Origin of the sequence: Aeribacillus sp. FSL K6-1305 (genome assembly GCF_038050115.1) — a bacterium.
Lineage (GTDB): Bacteria > Bacillota > Bacilli > Bacillales > Aeribacillaceae > Aeribacillus > Aeribacillus composti.
Genome location: NZ_JBBOQV010000002.1, coordinates 665,001 through 682,500, shown reverse-complemented (window position 1 = coordinate 682,500; position 17,500 = coordinate 665,001). Strand labels below are relative to the sequence as shown.

15 protein-coding genes, 1 tRNA gene, 1 rRNA gene, 1 other RNA gene and 1 other annotated feature (2 of these 19 only partly in view) are annotated in these 17,500 nt (G+C 39.8%); of the genes, 4 read left to right on the top strand and 14 right to left on the bottom strand.

All coding sequences use genetic code 11. From position 1 onward, the window contains the following. From NST97_RS13040 to tadA, 8 genes are all read right to left on the bottom strand, one after another. Positions 1–530: ribosomal RNA gene (locus NST97_RS13040) — 16S ribosomal RNA — on the bottom strand; it reaches 1,024 nt to the left of the window's first position. 219 nt (positions 531–749) lie between these two features. After that, positions 750–1,016 carry a pro-sigmaK processing inhibitor BofA family protein gene (locus NST97_RS13035; protein WP_340880738.1) on the bottom strand — a complete coding sequence of 89 codons (267 nt, stop codon included), beginning with the start codon at positions 1,014–1,016 and terminating at the stop codon, positions 750–752. Between the two features lie 115 nt (positions 1,017–1,131). Next, on the bottom strand, positions 1,132–1,347 hold the full coding sequence (locus tag NST97_RS13030; RefSeq protein WP_063388673.1) for a YaaL family protein: 216 nt from the start codon (positions 1,345–1,347) through the stop codon (positions 1,132–1,134). A 22-nt stretch (positions 1,348–1,369) separates the two neighbouring features. Further along, positions 1,370–1,966: a recombination mediator RecR gene (gene recR, locus NST97_RS13025; protein ID WP_063388672.1), complete on the bottom strand. Its 597-nt coding sequence runs from the start codon at positions 1,964–1,966 to the stop codon at positions 1,370–1,372. A gap of 13 nt (positions 1,967–1,979) precedes the next feature. Continuing rightward, entirely contained in the window at positions 1,980–2,303 is a 324-nt protein-coding gene (locus NST97_RS13020) for a YbaB/EbfC family nucleoid-associated protein (protein ID WP_375338795.1), read from the bottom strand. A 30-nt stretch (positions 2,304–2,333) separates the two neighbouring features. Further along, positions 2,334–4,016, bottom strand: a complete 1,683-nt coding sequence (dnaX, locus tag NST97_RS13015) for a DNA polymerase III subunit gamma/tau (protein WP_339193737.1) — start codon at positions 4,014–4,016, stop codon at positions 2,334–2,336. A 565-nt stretch (positions 4,017–4,581) separates the two neighbouring features. Then, positions 4,582–4,846, bottom strand: an RNA gene (ffs, locus tag NST97_RS13010) — signal recognition particle sRNA large type. Positions 4,847–4,946: 100 nt separating this feature from the next. After that, the gene (tadA, locus tag NST97_RS13005) at positions 4,947–5,435 is read right to left on the bottom strand and encodes a tRNA adenosine(34) deaminase TadA (RefSeq protein ID WP_063388670.1); all 489 of its coding nucleotides are present in this window, start codon (positions 5,433–5,435) and stop codon (positions 4,947–4,949) included. A gap of 132 nt (positions 5,436–5,567) precedes the next feature. On the opposite strand from tadA, the gene NST97_RS13000 reads away from it, so the two are divergent. Next, positions 5,568–6,854, top strand: coding sequence for a glycoside hydrolase family 18 protein (locus NST97_RS13000; protein WP_339198196.1), 1,287 nt, complete (start codon positions 5,568–5,570; stop codon positions 6,852–6,854). Between the two features lie 245 nt (positions 6,855–7,099). Here the strand turns inward: NST97_RS13000 and NST97_RS12995 are convergent. After that, a tRNA-Ser gene (locus tag NST97_RS12995) sits at positions 7,100–7,192 on the bottom strand. A 242-nt stretch (positions 7,193–7,434) separates the two neighbouring features. Here NST97_RS12995 and NST97_RS12990 point away from each other — a divergent pair. Together NST97_RS12990 and lhgO are read left to right on the top strand one after the other, a co-directional pair. Next, positions 7,435–8,637 carry a transposase gene (locus NST97_RS12990; protein ID WP_339192838.1) on the top strand — a complete coding sequence of 401 codons (1,203 nt, stop codon included), beginning with the start codon at positions 7,435–7,437 and terminating at the stop codon, positions 8,635–8,637. Between the two features lie 428 nt (positions 8,638–9,065). Next, positions 9,066–10,262, top strand: a complete 1,197-nt coding sequence (lhgO, locus tag NST97_RS12985) for an L-2-hydroxyglutarate oxidase (protein WP_339198193.1) — start codon at positions 9,066–9,068, stop codon at positions 10,260–10,262. A gap of 74 nt (positions 10,263–10,336) precedes the next feature. Here lhgO and serS read toward each other — a convergent pair whose 3' ends face one another. The 5 genes from serS to guaB form a co-directional block, all read right to left on the bottom strand. Further along, complete coding sequence (gene serS, locus NST97_RS12980) at positions 10,337–11,617, bottom strand: serine--tRNA ligase (protein ID WP_063388675.1); 1,281 nt, start codon at positions 11,615–11,617, stop codon at positions 10,337–10,339. A 48-nt stretch (positions 11,618–11,665) separates the two neighbouring features. Further along, positions 11,666–11,882: a binding site (T-box leader), on the bottom strand. A 50-nt stretch (positions 11,883–11,932) separates the two neighbouring features. Further along, positions 11,933–12,520: a pyridoxal 5'-phosphate synthase glutaminase subunit PdxT gene (pdxT, locus tag NST97_RS12975; RefSeq protein WP_066251693.1), complete on the bottom strand. Its 588-nt coding sequence runs from the start codon at positions 12,518–12,520 to the stop codon at positions 11,933–11,935. Between the two features lie 13 nt (positions 12,521–12,533). Further along, positions 12,534–13,418, bottom strand: a complete 885-nt coding sequence (gene pdxS / locus NST97_RS12970) for a pyridoxal 5'-phosphate synthase lyase subunit PdxS (RefSeq protein ID WP_063388667.1) — start codon at positions 13,416–13,418, stop codon at positions 12,534–12,536. A 141-nt stretch (positions 13,419–13,559) separates the two neighbouring features. Continuing rightward, on the bottom strand, positions 13,560–14,918 hold the full coding sequence (locus NST97_RS12965) for a serine hydrolase (protein ID WP_117017543.1): 1,359 nt from the start codon (positions 14,916–14,918) through the stop codon (positions 13,560–13,562). A gap of 159 nt (positions 14,919–15,077) precedes the next feature. Then, positions 15,078–16,544, bottom strand: coding sequence for an IMP dehydrogenase (guaB, locus tag NST97_RS12960; protein WP_063388665.1), 1,467 nt, complete (start codon positions 16,542–16,544; stop codon positions 15,078–15,080). Between the two features lie 118 nt (positions 16,545–16,662). Between guaB and NST97_RS12955 the strand changes: the two genes are divergently transcribed. Further along, positions 16,663–17,500, top strand: partial view of a YaaC family protein gene (locus tag NST97_RS12955; RefSeq protein ID WP_063388664.1) — the 5' portion only. It continues 110 nt past the right edge of the window; the window shows 838 of its 948 coding nt (coding positions 1–838); its start codon is at positions 16,663–16,665; its stop codon lies beyond the right edge, outside the window.

The window sequence follows — 17,500 nt, the reverse complement described above, 5'->3', positions numbered from 1 at the left end:
GCTGGCACGTAGTTAGCCGTGGCTTCCTCGTCAGGTACCGTCAAGGTACCGCCCTGTTCGAACGGTACTTGTTCTTCCCTGACAACAGAGCTTTACGATCCGAAGACCTTCTTCGCTCACGCGGCGTTGCTCCGTCAGACTTTCGTCCATTGCGGAAGATTCCCTACTGCTGCCTCCCGTAGGAGTCTGGGCCGTGTCTCAGTCCCAGTGTGGCCGGTCACCCTCTCAGGTCGGCTACGCATCGTCGCCTTGGTGAGCCGTTACCTCACCAACTAGCTAATGCGCCGCGGGCCCATCCTGCAGTGACAGCTAAAAGCCGCCTTTCAACCGAAAACCATGCGGTTTTCGGTGTTATCCGGTATTAGCTCCGGTTTCCCGAAGTTATCCCAGTCTGCAGGGCAGGTTGCCCACGTGTTACTCACCCGTCCGCCGCTAACCTAAAGGAGCAAGCTCCCTTCGGTCCGCTCGACTTGCATGTATTAGGCACGCCGCCAGCGTTCGTCCTGAGCCAGGATCAAACTCTCCAAAAAAAGTTTGTCACCAAATGCTCTTGTCAGAATCAACAGGCACGCTTTTCGTTTTGTTCAGTTTTCAAGGATCAATCAGGATTTCTATTTTATCAATCAAAAATTCATTTGTCAATGTTTTTTTATTTTGTATCTTAGCGACGAATATTATTTTACCATGATTGTTTATAATGTCAACACTTTTTTTGAAAATAAAAACACCCGCCTGTATACAGGTGTTTTTCAAGGGATAATCACCATTTTAATAATTACTAAAGCAGCTAATCCGGGGAGCCCCAATAAACCAGCAATAGATGATGTAACAATATTAATGGGCACGTGCAGACCGAAACTCGTCCCAAAAGAATTAACAAAAAAAAGTAGCAAGGCCCCGATCACAATTTTTATAAAAATACTCCCTATCCATTTCACCGGTTTCAAAGAAGCACCGGCAAGAAGCAGAAGGAATAAAAGCCCTAAAATGCAAATGATCATAATATAAGACTCCATTATATAAAACCCACCTTCCTGTTGATTTCGGCTTTACTTTAACAATATGAAAGATTTCATATTGTTTAGAACTAAGAAAACAACAAACAGGAATGTGGCTGCTTCCTTCTACCTACTATTCCATCTTGATATTTCTCTTTTTGGCTTCTTTTAAAAGAAATAAATATTTTGCTTCTGCTAATTTTAAACTGCTAAGCACCTCAGGTGAAGGATCAAAGCTTTTTTCCACTAAACGCTTTTGATACTCCCAATGTTCCTTCAGCTCAATTAAATCTTGAAGAAGCAGCTGATCGAATTCTCTTCTCAACCATTGCTTTCGCCGAATAAACATGTCTGGCAAACTCCTTTTCTCTTCAAATCTCTCGTCTTCCCTCCAGCGCTTTTGAAAGTGTGACTTCGTCCGCGTATTCTAAATCACCGCCAACAGGCAGCCCATGAGCAATTCTTGTGATTTTTATGCCTGTAGGCTTTAAAAGGCGAGAGATATACATTGCTGTCGCTTCTCCCTCAATGTTCGGATTTGTTGCTAAAATTACTTCTTGAATTTCATCATTTTGCAGACGTTTTAGCAAATCAGGGATATTAATATCTTCAGGACCAATCCCGTCCATTGGCGAAATGGCGCCATGCAGAACATGATATAGACCGTTATATTCTTTCATTTTTTCCATTGCAATGACGTCTTTCGGGTCTTGAACCACACATATTATGCTTCTGTCGCGGCGCTCATCTTTGCAAAGATAACATGGATCTTCATCTGTAATATGACCGCAAATCGAGCAATATGATAAATTTCGTTTTGCATTGACAAGCGCTTTCGCGAAATCCAATACTGTTTCTTCTTTCATATTTAAAACAAAAAAGGCCAGACGAACGGCCGTTTTCGGACCGATTCCTGGCAGCTTCATAAAGCTATCAATAAGTTTTGATATCGGTTCTGGATATTGCATCGAATAGATCCTCCTAGAACAAGCCAGGCAAATTCATACCTTTAGTAAATCTTCCCATCGTTTCGCTTGTTAACTCATCCACTTTGCGAAGAGCATCGTTTGTTGCTGCCAATACCAAATCTTGAAGCATTTCAATATCTTCAGGATCTACAACATCTTCATTGATTTTCACTTCTAAAATTTCCTTATGTCCGTTTGCAACAACCGTGACCATACCGCCGCCAGCAGTTCCCTCCACTTTTTTTTCAGCAAGCTCCTCCTGAGCCTTTTGCATCTCCTTTTGCATTTTTTGCATTTGCTTCATCATTTTTTGCATGTTTCCCATACCGCCACGCATCATCATATTATCTCCTCCATAAGCATTTATTTACTCTTTTATTTCAATCAGATCCGTGCCAACTAATTTTTTTGCTTCGGCAATAAGCGGATCTTCTTCTTCATGTTCCTGTTGATGTGCATCGTCTGATCGTTGATTGCGCAAATAATCCTCCCTTATTTTACCCCATTCTTTCTCCGGAACGCCAATCATCTCCATTTGACGTCCAATGAGTCCTTGTAAAATCGTTTGGAGGTTTGTTAATACATGATTTTGATTTTCCGCCACCATTTTACAATGGATTTCATATTTAAATTTTAGCACAAAAGCATATTCGCAAGCAGCAACTGGTTCACTTTCATTTAAAAGGGCTGCATGCGACACTTTATTTTGCTGCTTTAGCGTTGTTAACAGATCTCCCCATCGGCTTTTCACTAAATCCAAATCTTTTCGAGTAGCATTTCTCAAAATATCATAAATGCGGTCAACAGGCGTTTTATAACCGCTTTGAATTGTTTTTTGTACTTTTGCTTCTTGTTTAACAGGCGACTGTTCTTGAACTCCATGCTGAACTAATGAAGATATTGTGCGTTCAAGTTCCTGTATTCGATTAAGAAGTTCTTCATAATGAACTGAAGGCGGCTGCACACGCTCAGTTTGACATAATTTCACAATCGCTACTTCTACAAAAATACGGGGATGATTCGTCCATTTCATCTCCTGCTGGCTTTGGTTCAAAACTTCAATCGTCTCATAAATTTGCTCAATAGGAATTTGTTCGCACAATGAAACGAACGCATCGTCTATTGCGACTCGTTCCATTACTTCCTCTAAGTTTGGAGCCGATTTATATAATAACATGTCGCGATAGTAATAAATGAGATCTTCAATTAATTTTAAAGGATCTTTCCCTTGATCCAACCATTCGTGGATAGTTTTTAAAGCTTCCGTAACATTGTTCTCAAAAATAAATCGGACCAAATTTGCGAGCATCTTATGAGAAACCGATCCAGTTATAAATAATACATCCTCCAATGTGACTTTATCATCGCTAAAAGAGATGGCTTGGTCCAACAGACTCAGTGCATCTCTCATCCCACCATCAGCCGAGCTCGCAATAACCTTTAACGCTTCCTCTTCAACCTTGATCGATTGATTTTCCACAATTTCCTTCATGCGACGTACGATGGATTGAACAGAAATACGCCGGAAATCAAAGCGTTGACATCTCGAAATAATGGTAAGCGGAATTTTATGAGGTTCAGTTGTAGCCAAAATAAAAATCACATGTTTTGGAGGTTCTTCAAGCGTTTTTAATAAAGCATTAAATGCTCCGATTGAAAGCATATGAACTTCATCAATAATATATACTTTATATTTGACCGCCGCAGGTGCAAATTTGACTTTATCGCGAATATCGCGAATTTCATCTACTCCATTATTAGAAGCTGCATCAATTTCAATAACGTCCGAAATCGATCCTTCCGTGATTCCTTTACATGCAGGACACTCATTACAAGGCTCTGCAATTGGTGCTTGTTGGCAGTTGACAGCTTTCGCAAATATTTTTGCAGCGCTTGTTTTACCTGTTCCTCTAGGACCTGTGAAAAGATAAGCATGCGAAAATTTATTTTGTAAAAGGGCATTTTGCAATGTTTTCGTGACGTGTTCTTGTCCCACGACATCACGAAACTGCTGTGGCCTCCATGCTCGGTATAAAGCCTGATAACTCAAGTAACGCCCTCCCCTTTATACAGTAATCTTTCATTTATTATACCTGATTGTTTAAACGAATGTAAGTTTTCCATAAGAAGGATAAAAAACTTATGAAAAAAATAAAACCGATCTCTGTAAAAGCGTCTCCAGTTAAATAGACAGCACATGTAGACAGCCTGAGACCGATATTCATTAGGACTTTAAGCTGTTTCTCTTTTGAAGCCGTTGATAGTTATATTGCATAATGCATCCTTCATCTATTCGGACGTGCGGAAAAAGTATGGATGAGACTTGAAATGGGACGGCGTATTCTGTATGGTTTTAGCCGCTAAGGACACTTTTGTTTCAAGATCTTCTTGGGGAGTTTTAAAGTCTTTCTAATATTTTCTTCATTTCTTTCTGCTTAAAGTGTTTTCCCCATCATGCATCAATCCATATTTTAAACCAATGTCCTCATTACATTTTTTAAGCTTTACATCATACGCTGTTCATATTTCTCTCATCGAAAAAATCCCCTTATAGTTGACAGACTTTTCTTTTTCTGCCTACTATAAGGGGATCTTATTGTTTGATATGATAACTGCCGTGCACCTTCTGTCGATTAGCAACCCTAGGCGTTACTCAAGCAGTTAGCTCAGTTCAGGCAACCCTGCGGCACATGAGAGCTTCCACTTAATGCTGCTTCCTTCCGGACCTGACATGGTTCATGGATTCTCATTGCACAGGACCCAAACGTCAACACCACTTACTTGAGGCAGACCCTAAAATATACTAACCTCGAGAAGGAATTCGGCCTCGCTAGAGCGGATTGCGAGTACAGGGCACCGCTACCTCCCCGCTTAGCACGGCAAAGTTTAAACCGATTTTCACTTTGCGCCGTTTAAGGACGCAAATTTAGTATATATGTTTTTTCGAGAAAATGCAACGCTTCCCAATATGTTAAAAAATTCAATTGTTTTTATTTTTCATTTTCAACCGTTTTTTCTCTTCCCGCAACTTTTGAAAAAAACAGGTTAACATTTCACTGCATTGCTCCTGCTTCACGCCTGAAATTACTTCTGTTTGATGATTGAAACGAGGTTCATTTAATAAATTCATTAACGTTCCTGCACAACCAGCCTTCGGATCGAAAGCGCCGAAAACTACACGTTCAATTCTTGACATTACAATCGCTCCTGCACACATTGGACATGGCTCAAGCGTCACATATAGCGTCGAGTTCTCGAGTCTCCACGTTCGAAGCTTCCTGCACGCCTCATCAATTGCCAATATTTCCGCATGAGCGATTGACCTCTGCTCGGTTTCCCTCAAATTATGAGCTTTTGCAACCACTACATCATCTACAACAAGCACAGCACCAATCGGAACCTCGCCAATCTTTTCCGCCTTCTTCGCCTCTTCAATTGCTAAAGTCATATAATATTCGTCTTTAGTCATTTTTTGCTCCTCATCCTATCGATATAATTTCATCTTAAAAAAAGTGCGGGTTCCTTTCAACCTTTTCCAAAAGCATGTTTTCTGCGATGAAAACATAAAATTTACAAACAGTTTTTACAGGAGGTCATGATTTTGCTAATTCATGTTGTTCAATCTGGGCAAACGCTTTATTCCATTGCACAAACATATGGAACATCTATAACAGCCATCGTTGAAGCAAATGAAATTCCTAATCCTGATCAGCTTGTTGTAGGTCAAGCAATTGTTATTCCAATCATCGGACAATTTTACACCGTTCAACGGGGAGACAGCCTTTGGAGCATTTCAAGAAAATTTGGTACGTCTGTATTTGAGCTTGCAGCAGTAAATGGACTGAATATAAATCAATTATTGCCTATTGGCCTTCGATTATATATCCCAGAACGGCCTAAACGGCAAGCAGAATTTAATGTATATTTAGAACCGCTTGGTGCTCAAGTCAGCCAAAATCTCGAAGACAGCGCAAGAGAGACTGCCCCTTATTTAACCTACCTTACCCATTTTAGCTTTCAAGCACAACGTGACGGTTCTTTAAAAGAGCCACCGATTGGGAACTTGCCAACTATTGCTAATGAACAAAATTTAGTGTTTTCAATGGCTGTCACAAATTTGGAGAACAATCAATTTAGTGCAGAGTTAGGGCATATATTGCTGACAGACGATGATGTACAAACTAAATTTTTAAATAATATTATTGCCACAGCAAAAAAATATCAGTTTCGAGATATTCACTTTGATTTTGAATATTTGTTTCCTGCCGACCGGGAAGCCTATAATCAATTTTTGCGAAGGGCGAGAGACAGGATTCACAGTGAAGGGTGGTTCATTTCCTCTGCATTAGCCCCCAAAACAAGCGCAGAGCAAAAAGGACAATGGTACGAGGCCCACGACTATAAAGCACATGGAGAAATTGTGGATTGGGTCGTCATTATGACATATGAATGGGGGTACAGCGGCGGACCGCCAATGGCTGTTTCTCCTATCGGCCCAGTCCGTGATGTACTCGAATATGCCGTTACGGAGATTCCTCCACAGAAAATTATGATGGGACAAAATTTATACGGTTATGACTGGACTCTTCCCTTTGTGCAAGGCGGGCCTTACGCAAAAGCGATAAGTCCGCAGCAGGCGATTCAGCTTGCATCAAAATACAATGCAGAAATCAAATTTGATGAAGAAGCCCAAGCCCCTACTTTTCGATATACGGATGAAAACCAAAAGGTTCATGAAGTTTGGTTTGAAGATGCCCGTTCCATACAAGCCAAATTCGATCTTGTAAAAGAGCTGCATTTGCGAGGTGTTAGCTATTGGAAACTAGGAATTTCGTTTCCGCAAAATTGGCTGTTGATTATCGATAATTTTCAAGTCGTAAAAAAATAAATACTTCTTTATAAACAACTATTGATCAAATGATCTTAAATATGAGGAATTTCTGTTTTGTTTTTCAAAAAAATAAAAGAGGCGCCTAATAAGTTGCTTTTCAGCTTATAGACGCCCCTTTAACGTTTATATCGATGATTTTTGTTTTCCATGAGGATTAGCCATTTTGTTTTAAAAAATAAAAAATTCGTTACAGCCCGTAACGAATTTAGCCAATCTCCAATTTATGCGCACTCGGTAAATAATGGCGGAGGAGGAGGGATTCGAACCCCCGCGCGGTTTGACCCGCCTCTCGGTTTTCAAGACCGACCCCTTCAGCCAGACTTGGGTACTCCTCCATATGACATGGACTAATATAGCACAGTATAAAATGTATGTCAATAAACTCATAAAAGTTATCAAATAATTTTTTTCCTTAAACGCTTCTTTACAAAGAAGCTTATTTTTTTAAATGAGCATTTTGCATATTTTTTGACCCAAGAGCCATAAGGATTTCAAAGACATAAAAAAGGACTTCACCCCTAAAATGTAGAATTTTTGAAGTGACGAAACCACAAAAATTCAAAAGGAGGAAGTCACTTTGTATATTCTACAAGAAAGCCTATTTTCCTTTGAAGAACTGCAAAAATTAGAGTCAAAAGAGAAATTACCTATCTTTTTTAGCTCGCTTGATTTACGCCCTTATGCTAAACAGTTGAGAAGTTCTTCACCCCGAGGGGCTGACGGTCATTCCAGAGAAGGGATTCTAAGGGCTCTCATCGCTGCCCCACTCGAAGGCATCGACACCTTTACCGCCCTTCATCATCGATTGGATAAAGACCTTCGTTTCCGTTATCAATGCGGTTTATCGATTGATCGCCCCGCACCGTCTATCTCCACTCTCAGCCGGGTTTTTGCGGCACTTACCAAAAAAAAGCTGGCTGAAAAGATCTTCCTTGACTTGGTACAGTTAGCTCAGGAGGAAGGAATAATTGACGGCAGCCACCAGGCCATCGACAGTGCCGCCATTGATGCCTATGAAAAGAAACAGCCCAAAAAGCGTAGTGAACAAACGGGTAATGCCAATTGGGGCGCAAAATATGATTCCTTCGGCAATAAAATTACCTGGTTTGGCTATAAGATGCATCTTTCAGTCGATACCGCAAGCGAACTGCCAATAGCCATAAAAGTAACCCCTGCCCATGTGAACGATGGAGAAGTCGCACCAGAATTAATAGAGCAAGTGGCAGAGCGTACCAAATCCAAAATTGAATTTCTGATCATGGATGGCGGATATGACCAACTAAAAAACTATGAATCAGCCAAAAACATTGGAGCGCAAGCCATTATCCCGCTCAATTTGCGCAACGAAAAAGAGCCTCCTGAAGGGATTTCTTCCAATGGAACTCCGCGTTGTTCCATGGGTTATGAAATGACTTATTGGGGAGCTGATAAGGACCAGCTCAAGTTCAGATGTCCTCACGCAACCGGCAAAGTGGATTGCCCATTAGGAATGGCAGCCTGTTCATCTTCCAACTATGGAATGGTGGTAAAAGTCGACATCAAAAAGGATGTGCGCCGATATTCCAATCCGCACCGTGATACAAAACGTTGGAAAGAGCTTTACAACGAGAGGACAAGTGTAGAACGCTGTAATTCAAGAATGAAAAGCTACCTTACGGCGAACTCCCTACATGTATGGGGAATTGAAAAAGTAAAGACCCATATTTACCTGAACGCTATTGTATTACTTGTTTCAGCGCTAGCGATGGCAAAGGAAAATAAAGGGAAGAAAGCCGCTTAAAAAAATTCAATGTGAAAAATTCTGTAGGTATGCCCGAAAACAAGATTATTGTAATATTTTGTAAAATAACATGCTGGTAGCTATTTGTCGAGTGCTTTATTTTTTATACTTTTATCCAAAAAATCTAATTTTGCAAAATGCTCAAATAGAAAAAATTAAAAAATTCGAAAAAAAAATCGATTGTATTTCATTCATCATGTTATAAACTTGTATTGCAAGTTAATTTAAAGCGCTCAAAAATGGACACTAGTTTTTTCGGGACATGAACAAAGGCATCTTTTCCCCGCAATGGCTGCTATCTTTGCATTGATTTGCCGCGCTTTTAAAACAGCATGTATAAAAACAACTGAAGCCTAGTGCAAAACGTAAATCCCTTAAAAAATCAGAGTGAGAAGCTTGCGGATGACTAGAGGAGGACGGAGAAAAATATGTATGATTATGTAATTGTCGGTGGAGGAATAGTCGGCTTATCCACTGCATTGGCAATATATGAACAACACCCAAACGCAAAAGTGGCAATAATCGAAAAAGAAAATAAAGTTGCCTCCCATCAAACGGGTCATAACAGCGGGGTGATCCATTCCGGTATATATTACAAGCCCGGGAGCTATAAGGCGCAGCTTGCGAAAAAAGGTAATCAGGCAATGATCATGTTTTGCCAAAAATACGATATCCCTTATGAAGTCTGCGGCAAAGTAATCGTTGCCAGCAATGAACATGAGCGGGAGGAGCTTGAGAAGCTGTTCCAACGCGGATTAAAAAACGGCCTCAATATCCGGAAAATTTCAAAGGAGGAGCTTCATGAATTTGAACCTTATGTGAATGGAATAGAAGCCATTCATGTTCCATCAACAGGTATTGTAAATTTCCGTCTTGTTAGTGAACGGATGGCAGATTTAATCCTCGAAAAGGGCGGGGAGATCTTTTTAAACGAAAAAGTAGAAGTGATTCATGAAAAAAAACAAGAAGTTATCGTTGAAACAGCAAACAAAACCTTTCAAAGCCGATTTTTTATAAATTGTGCAGGACTTAACAGCGATCGTATTGCTAAAATAGCAAATCTGTATACGGATGTGAAAATTGTTCCATTCCGTGGAGAATATTATATGTTAAATCCGCAAAAATCATATTTAGTTAAAAACTTAATCTATCCTGTACCAAATCCTAATTTTCCATTTTTAGGCGTTCACTTTACTAGAATGATTGACGGATCTATAGATATAGGTCCAAATGCTGTTTTAAGCTTGAAAAGAGAAGGGTATAAAAAAAGCGACGCAAATATGAAAGATTTGTTTGAAGTATTAACGTTCCCCGGTTTTTGGAAATTAGCAGGTCAATATATGAAAGAAGGACTCGAAGAAATGATTCGATCGATGTCAAAGAAAAAGTTTGTCGAAAATGTTCAAAAACTCATGCCCGATATTACAGAAGAAGATTTGCTGCCTGGACCATCTGGTGTCCGAGCTCAAGCTTTAAGTAAAGACGGGGCTTTAATCGATGATTTTTATATTGTACCAACGAAACGGTCCATTCATGTGCTGAACGCTCCATCTCCTGCAGCGACAGCATCCATTGAAATAGGAAGAACAATTGCCAAACAAATGATACAACGGCAGCCTATATAAAATACATTTGTACATAAAAGGGGGATATGGAAGAACCCCTCCTACCCCCTTTCATTTTTTCTATTCAGTAAGAATTACTTTTTACTAATTACTGTTTTATTTCCCATATATGGACGCAGCACTTCCGGAATGACGACAGATCCGTCTTCTTGCTGGTAATTTTCCAAAATGGCTGCTACTGTACGACCTATTGCAAGCCCAGAACCATTTAACGTATGCACATGCTCAGGCTTTGCTTTCGGATCCCGTCGGAACCGTATATTCGCCCGGCGAGCCTGAAACGCTTCAAAGTTGCTGCAAGAAGAAATTTCACGATATGTTTGATAGCTTGGAAGCCATACTTCAAGATCATATTTTTTTGCTGCCGTAAAGCCTAAATCAGCTGTACACATGCTCATAACTCGATATGGAAGTCCTAACAGCTTCAATACGTTTTCAGCATGACTTGTTAATTTTTCTAATTCCTCATAAGAATCTTCAGGCTTTACAATTTTCACAAGCTCCACTTTGTTAAATTGATGCTGGCGAATAAGGCCGCGCGTATCTCTTCCGGCCGCCCCTGCCTCAGAACGGAAGCAAGCGCTGTACGCTACATAATTGATTGGAAGCTGCTTCTCCTGTAAAATTTCATCACGGTGCAAATTTGTGACAGGAACTTCCGCTGTTGGTATTAAGAAATAATCCTCACCTTGAATTTTAAAAGCGTCTTCCTCAAACTTCGGAAGCTGTCCTGTTCCGATCATGCTTGTACGGTTCACTATATACGGAGGCAAAACTTCCTCATAGCCATGTTCTTCAACGTGCAAATCTATCATAAAACTGATAAGCGCCCTTTCTAATCTTGCGCCCAAACCTTTATAAAATACAAAGCGGCTGCCGGTCACCTTGCCGGCTCTTTCAAAATCGAGAATTCCTAATTGGTCGGCAATTTCCCAATGAGGTTTTGGTTCAAAACGAAAGGTCGGGATTTCTCCCCATTTGCGGACTTCTACATTATCTTCCTCTGAATCGCCGACTGGAACGCTCTCATGTGGAATGTTTGGAATCGACAAAATCAAGGTTTCTAACTTTTCTTCAATCTCTTTTAATTCCTCATCAAGTGTTTTGATGCGTTCTCCTACTTGACGCATTTCTTGAATTAAATGATCTGTGTCTTTCTTTTCTCTTTTCAATTCGGCGATTTTAGAAGATACTTCATTTCTTTTGCTTTTTAATTCTTCCGTCGTAACAATTAGTTCACGACGCTTTTTATCCAAGTCAACAAATTGATCAAAATCAGTTAAATCCTCTCCACGGTGTTCAAGCTTCTTTTTTATTTCTTCAAAATTTGACCGTAAAAATTTCATATCAAGCATCATGGACACTCCTTTCGCTTTTATATTCAAAATAAAAACTCCCGTCCAAAAAGGGACGAGAGTATACCCGCGTTGCCACCCTGCTTGAAGGCATCAGCCTTCCACTTACAAAGGTAACGGTTTTTGCCGTAAATGCTTACTAACAAAAACTTGCATTCAGCATTTCACTCAAGGACGGATTCACAAGCGTTTTTCACTGGTTTCCACCAACCACCAGCTCTCTTAAGAAAAACAACTTGCTACTAGTTCCTCTCATTGCTTTAGATCTATTTATATTCATAAATTTACTATAAGTTTAGGGTTTGTTCAACTTTTTTATGCATGAACTTTCTCGTTTGATTCCTTCACCATATTTAAAAAATATTGCACAAATCGATGATCATCCGTCAATTCCGGATGGAATGAACATCCAAGAATGTGGCCTTGTCGAACAGCAACAATTCGATCCTCATGTTTTGCTAAAATTTCAACATTTTCTCCTGCTTCTACAATATGCGGAGCGCGAATAAACACACCTATAAAATCGTCCCCAACTCCTGCAATGGTTAATTCCGCTTCAAAACTTTCACGCTGGCGGCCGAAAGAATTCCGTTCAACGACCACATCCAATACACCAAGGTGCGGCTCATCTTGTCCAACAATTTGCTTCGCCAGCAAAATAAGACCAGCACATGTACCGAAAACAGGTTTTCCTCCCTTTATAAATTCTTTCAAAGGGTCCATCAACCCATACTTTTCAATCAATCTTCTCATTGTCGTGCTTTCGCCGCCTGGTAAAATAAGTCCATCGATATTTTGCAATTGTTCGGATTTTTTAATTTTTACGCCTTCTGCACCACAAGCTTCGATTGACTGAATATGCTCCCTCACAGCACCTTGGAGTGCCAAAACTCCTACTTTCATTTTGTATTCTCCTTTACCAACCACGTTCTTGCATACGATGTTCCGGAAGCAATGAAGAAATATCGATCCCTTTCATCGCAGTTCCAAGATCTTTCGATAAATGAGCGATTAATTCATAATCCTCATAGTGTGTGGTCGCTTCCACAATTGCCCGGGCATACTTTCCTGGATTTTCAGATTTAAAAATACCTGAGCCGACAAACACACCATCTGCACCAAGCTGCATCATCAACGCTGCGTCAGCAGGTGTTGCAACGCCGCCAGCAGCAAAATTCACGACAGGGAGTCGTCCTTCCTTTTTAATTTGTAGCAGCACTTCATACGGGGCTCCTAAATTTTTTGCTTCCGTCATTAGCTCATCTTCGCTCATACCGACAATTTTCCGAACCTGTGCATTCACTTTCCGCATGTGACGAACTGCTTCTACAATGTTGCCAGTTCCCGGTTCGCCCTTCGTTCTGAGCATGGAAGCACCTTCTCCAATTCGGCGAGCTGCTTCTCCTAAATCACGGCAGCCACAAACAAATGGAACCGTAAATTCCCGCTTATTTATATGAAACTCTTCATCAGCCGGTGTCAACACTTCACTTTCATCAATATAATCAACACCGAGCGCTTCTAATACTCGAGCTTCTACAATATGTCCAATACGGCATTTTGCCATTACTGGAATCGTAACCGCGTTCATGACCTCTTCAATAATCGTCGGATCAGCCATGCGGGCAACCCCGCCTGCCGCACGAATGTCAGCAGGAACTCTTTCCAGCGCCATGACGGCAACCGCACCTGCTTCTTCAGCAATTTTGGCCTGTTCTGCATTGACCACATCCATGATGACGCCGCCTTTTTGCATTTCGGCCATTCCCCTTTTTACTCGATCAGTACCTGTAATTGCCATTTCTATAGTTCCTCCTTAATGATACATTCAAATGCATACGTCTATTTTATCCTAATTTTTATAAAATTCCTATCAAATTTCAAGGATTTCTTTTATTTTAAATATAGTAAAAACCCCCAACAAAATGTTAGGAGTTATGCATTAAAACCAGCTTTTTACCATGTTTGCTGCTCCGTTCCATACATCACCAAAAAAACTACCAATGCCTCTCATTGATAATACAAACCAGTTAGCTTTTTCGACTTTTGTTTTTGTCACTACATCAACTTTCGCTTCGGATTCACCTGTTACAAATCCGTAATCCTGGCTGTTCCCTTTATATTCTACGGACATATACCCGACCTTGGCGCCCTTTTTAATTGGTGCAGTCAGCTCTCCGTTCGCAGTTAAAAGCTTTTTATCTAAAACATATTTCGGCTCATACTGGTCTTTTTCCCCACGTTTAATAGGGAGCTTTAAAGAATCTTTTGTTTCTATTTCTACTTTTTTCTCTTTTCCTTTTACAACAGATACAGTTGATTTATTTTTTATTTGATATTGCGCAGGAAATAATTCCTCAATGGAAAAATTGCTGAAAACATAGTCCATTAGTTTTCTAGTTTCACTAAAACGATGTACGTAATTGTTGCTCCCTTTACCTTTCGCATTCATAACAACTGTGATGATTCGCATTCCGTTCCGTTCGGCTGTTCCCGTAAAGCAGGAGCCCGCAAAATCGGTATATCCTGTTTTTAACCCGTCTACACCTTCTGTACCATAAACTAATCCAGGCAGCATCCAGTTCCAGTTTTCCATTTTAATCTCATCATCCGTACCTTCTCGAAAAGCTTTTCTCGTAATTTTGGCCGTTTCTAAAATCTCAGGATACTCCTTTAAAAGATGGTACGCAAGGCTGGCAACGTCTCTCGCAGACATTACATTTTCTTCTTCCTCACCTGTTCCTTCCGGATGCATCCCCATTAAGTCTCTATTGTTTAAACCTGTCGCATTTACAAACTTCGTATGCTTCAAGCCTAGTTCTTTCGCTTTTTCATTCATCATTTTCACAAAATTTGTTTCCGATCCACCGATCACTTCTGCCACTGCAATCGCCGCACCATTTGCAGAATAAATGGCCATTGCTTCATATAACTCTTTTATTGTATAACTTCCATCTTTTCTTAAAGGGACATTGGATAAACTGCGATTTTGGGAAATTTTGTAAACATAATCACTTGGACGATATGTTTGATCCCAAGAAACTTTCTTTTCATGGATCGCTTCCAGCAGCAAGTATTCAGTCATCATTTTTGTCATACTTGCAACTCCAAGAGTTTTATCAATATTTTTTCCGTACACAATTTTCCCTGTAGAGGCTTCAACGGCAATGGCTGCAGAGGCATTGATGCCCAATGGGTCATTTTCTTCAGCATTTATTTTGGGAGACAAAGGGGAAAATGCCGTCATCAATAAAAACGTGATGACGAGAGCCGAGATGAATTTTTTCGTGAAGTGCACCATGATTACCTCCATTTATTTGAAAATATCTATTTTAAAAAATAATTAATAGTTAACACAACAAAATTGATTTTAACATACATCTTATAAAAAAAATAGACAGAGTCTCTACTCTGTCTAAAAGTCGTAATTTTTTAAATAAGACTATTGAACTGTCAGTTGTTAAGAAATGGAATAATTAGGGGCCTCTTTTGTAATTTGAACATCATGCGGATGGCTTTCTCTTAATCCTGCACCAGTCATCCGGATAAATTGTGAATGCTCACGGAGCTCATATAAATTTTTTGCTCCGCAATATCCCATACCTGATCTCACACCGCCGACAAGTTGGTAAATTGTCTCTGCCAACGGTCCTTTATATGGGATGCGGCCTTCAATTCCTTCTGGAACAAATTTTTTGTTGTCTTCTTGGAAATAACGGTCTTTGCTACCTTTTTCCATCGCTGCAACTGAACCCATGCCGCGATATACTTTAAATCGACGCCCTTGGTAAATTTCTGTTTCTCCCGGGCTTTCAGATGTACCTGCAAGCAAACTTCCTAACATGACGGCATGTCCACCTGCAGCCAATGCTTTTACAATATCTCCTGAATATTTTATTCCGCCATCAGCAATGATAGCTACTCCGTGCTTTCTTGCTTCTGTCGCACAATCATATATGGCTGTAATTTGCGGCACCCCAACACCTGCTACCACACGAGTAGTACAAATGGAACCAGGGCCAATTCCAACCTTCACAATGTCTGCCCCAGCTTCTATGAGAGCTCTCGTTCCTTCAGCTGTTGCAACATTTCCTGCAATAATATTTAAATCTGGATAAGCATCACGAATTTTCCTTACTGTTTCTAAAACTCCTTTTGAATGTCCATGCGCCGTATCCACGACAATAACATCCACATTTGCTTCCACTAGTTTTTTAACGCGCAGCATCGTATCAGATGTTACACCTACTGCAGCGCCGACGATCAATCTTCCATGGGCATCTTTAGCTGAATTTGGAAACTCAATTACTTTTTCAATATCTTTAATCGTAATAAGGCCTTTTAATATGCCTTTATCATCTACAATCGGGAGCTTTTCAATTTTATATTTTTGCAAAACTTTTTCAGCTTCTTCCAATGTTGTGCCTACAGGAGCTGTAACTAGATTTTCTTTCGTCATCACTTCAGAAATTTTTGTAGAATAATCTTGTATAAAACGTAAATCTCTGTTTGTAATAATACCTACAAGCTTTTGTTCCTCTGCATTGTTCACAATCGGAACACCAGAAATCCGATATTTGCTCATTAAATGTTCCGCATCATATACTTGATGGTCCGGAGTAAGGAAAAACGGATCTGTAATAACACCGCGCTCAGAACGTTTTACTTTATCTACTTGCTCAGCTTGCTGTTCAATCGACATATTTTTATGGATAATGCCCAATCCTCCTTGGCGCGCCATAGCAATCGCCATTTCTGATTCGGTAACAGTATCCATTCCTGCGCTGATAATTGGAATATTCAATTTTAACGTCTTCGTGAGCTCAACACTTAAGTCCACATCACGCGGCAAAACCTCTGACTTAGCAGGAATTAACAAAACATCATCGAACGTTAAGCCTTCCTTTAAAAATTTTGATTCCCACATTATTAAAACCCCCTAATCACGGCAAAATATTATATGTAGATTAACAATTGCTAAAGATGCTGTCAAGAAATCCACAAAGAATTTAAATTTTTAGAATAGTTGTTATGGAGGGGTCTCATTGTCGATTTGGAATTTTTATTCATCATTTCACTCTGCTCAAACAGTCCAACGGCTGCTTACCAAACATTATCAAAAACTTAACGTGCATGAGCCTGAACAAACATCTTATCAAAACTGCTATACATTTATTTATTTTTTAAAACATGGAGAAAATTATTACAAAATGGCTGATACAGCCCCGATCATGATCAAACCGGTTTTAGCTTTTTACGGCATCAGCCAGCTGATAAAGGCACTGCTTCTGACAGTCGATGCTCATTATCCTTCCTCTTCAGCTGTTTTATCCCATGGGGTATCAACAAGGAAACGAAAAAAACATAATTATAACTTTTTAAAAGATGAAGTTAAGGTGCAAAAAAATGGTTTATATCGCCATGCTGCCCTCAATCTTTTTCAATTAAATCACACGCCTGGAGAAAAATTTTCCATGGATTCCCTTTTGAAAAGAATCCCTGAATTAAGCGATCTATATCAGTTTCATTTACAAATCCCAACGACCATCCCAATTGAGACAAATGACACATTCATCATTGTACATAAAGAAATAGCAAATCGTTACTGTATTACCTCTAAGCGTCTTGCTGAGATTTTACAAAGCCAGCTTCATTGGATGCTTTCAAACGAAGATGTAGATTCACTTTATTTTTCCCATTCAGCCGAATTTCACTATTTATGGAAATCCTCCTATTTATTCAACTTTTATAATAAACAATATTATCTGCCGGCTGCGAAAGAAGATATAAAATTAATGCCGGAAATATTAATCCACTACCTTGTGCTTTATAACTTAAGCATGATTTCCCGATATGAAACCGAATGGCTGTATGATCTTATGT

What these genes read in the sequence shown, in the direction of transcription:
- pdxS (WP_063388667.1), bottom strand. Translation starts at nt 13,418, where the DNA reads ATGGCAATTACAGGTACTGATCGAGTAAAAAGGGGAATGGCCGAAATG.
- recR (WP_063388672.1), bottom strand. Translation starts at nt 1,966, where the DNA reads ATGCAATATCCAGAACCGATATCAAAACTTATTGATAGCTTTATGAAG.
- lhgO (WP_339198193.1), top strand. Translation starts at nt 9,066, where the DNA reads ATGTATGATTATGTAATTGTCGGTGGAGGAATAGTCGGCTTATCCACT.
- NST97_RS13020 (WP_375338795.1), bottom strand. Translation starts at nt 2,303, where the DNA reads ATGCGTGGCGGTATGGGAAACATGCAAAAAATGATGAAGCAAATGCAA.
- NST97_RS13035 (WP_340880738.1), bottom strand. Translation starts at nt 1,016, where the DNA reads ATGGAGTCTTATATTATGATCATTTGCATTTTAGGGCTTTTATTCCTT.
- pdxT (WP_066251693.1), bottom strand. Translation starts at nt 12,520, where the DNA reads ATGAAAGTAGGAGTTTTGGCACTCCAAGGTGCTGTGAGGGAGCATATT.
- tadA (WP_063388670.1), bottom strand. Translation starts at nt 5,435, where the DNA reads ATGACTAAAGACGAATATTATATGACTTTAGCAATTGAAGAGGCGAAG.
- serS (WP_063388675.1), bottom strand. Translation starts at nt 11,617, where the DNA reads ATGCTTGATATGAAATTTTTACGGTCAAATTTTGAAGAAATAAAAAAG.
- NST97_RS12965 (WP_117017543.1), bottom strand. Translation starts at nt 14,918, where the DNA reads ATGGTGCACTTCACGAAAAAATTCATCTCGGCTCTCGTCATCACGTTT.
- NST97_RS13030 (WP_063388673.1), bottom strand. Translation starts at nt 1,347, where the DNA reads ATGTTTATTCGGCGAAAGCAATGGTTGAGAAGAGAATTCGATCAGCTG.
- guaB (WP_063388665.1), bottom strand. Translation starts at nt 16,544, where the DNA reads ATGTGGGAATCAAAATTTTTAAAGGAAGGCTTAACGTTCGATGATGTT.